This is a genomic window from Rickettsiales endosymbiont of Peranema trichophorum (assembly GCF_004210275.1).
Classification (GTDB): domain Bacteria; phylum Pseudomonadota; class Alphaproteobacteria; order Rickettsiales; family Midichloriaceae; genus RICK02.
The window spans coordinates 1-1182 of record NZ_SCFA01000067.1; the positions used below are offsets into that span (position 1 = coordinate 1).

At 40.9% G+C, this 1182-nt stretch carries 2 protein-coding genes; both read right to left on the reverse strand.

What is annotated here, in order from left to right; all coding sequences use genetic code 11:
• Positions 1–818: AAA family ATPase (locus tag EDM53_RS03460; protein WP_165379613.1), on the reverse strand; the 818-nt coding region annotated here is incomplete at its 3' end.
• A gap of 16 nt (positions 819–834) precedes the next feature.
• The coding region (locus tag EDM53_RS03465) for a PD-(D/E)XK nuclease domain-containing protein (protein WP_207215463.1) at positions 835–1182 on the reverse strand (348 nt) is incomplete at its 5' end.

The following is a 1182-nucleotide window of genomic DNA, read 5'->3' on the forward strand; positions in this document are numbered from 1 at the left end:
GCATCAAGCGATACTGCTTCCTTCGTTTCTTCCAGTAGCTTCAGCACTTCCTCTTCGGTAAAGCCAAAGTATTGCCCATAGTCTTCTCTCAATAACGAGTACACCTCTATGTTGTTTAACCCAGAAAACAAACTCTCCTGAGAGATACGAGTGATTCCTGTGACCACGGCCTTTGTCAGATAGCTATTATCCTTTAATGCCTGCCCTAGTATACCACGCATTAACTCTGTAATTTCATTATAGTAATCTTCCAAATACCCCTCTTGTATCGGTGTATCGTACTCGTCTATCAATATAATTGGGTTCTTGCCACAATACCTCTGTATGTAGAGGCATAGCTGCCGAAGTGAAGACTTGATATCAGATATGTCAGCTTGTCTACCGAGCAAAGTGTTAAATATTGTCAGCTCATTATCTGACAGTACACCACGATCAGCCAGATATCTATGTTCTTCATACAATCTTCTTATAAGCTCTATAATATCTGCATAAGCTTCGTCATAAGTGTGCGACTTCACATCCTTGAACGATATAAATATCACTGGATATTTGTTTTGATACTCCTCGCAAAAGGCTTTATCTCGCCATATGTTTAGGTTCTCAAACAAATCCTCATCTTTTGGCTGACTATGGTCTAGAAAGTAGTAGAGCATAGACAAGTTCAATGTTTTACCAAATCTTCTAGGTCTGGTGATTAGTATGATATCAGCACCATCGTCCATTACTTCCTTGATCAACAGCGTCTTGTCCGTAAAGACATAGTTACCTGTTGCTATCTTTCTAAAATCACTGACTCCTACCGGTAGTTTGTATTTCATAATTTTAACTCGCTTCTTATTCGTGCTCTAACAAAAACTTCTCACTCACCAAACACAGTTGCTTTCCACAAAACGCGAGGCCGATTGCCAGTACCTCATTCACTCCGTTTTGCTTAAACAGCTCCAGGTATTGCTTATCTTTTACCTGCTTCAACCCTTCTTGCGCTTTTGCCTTCAGCTTCTTCGGGTCGTCTGTTGCCTTAAACTCCAGCAATATGCCCGCTCTCCCACTCTGCTTTGGGAGCATCACTACGTCAAATCTTCCAAGCCCCGATTCTTGATTCGAACGTATGTAGTATTCTCCTCTTAATCCTACTACTAGTCCCAATATAAACACGTGAAATACTTGTTCAGGCGTATTCTC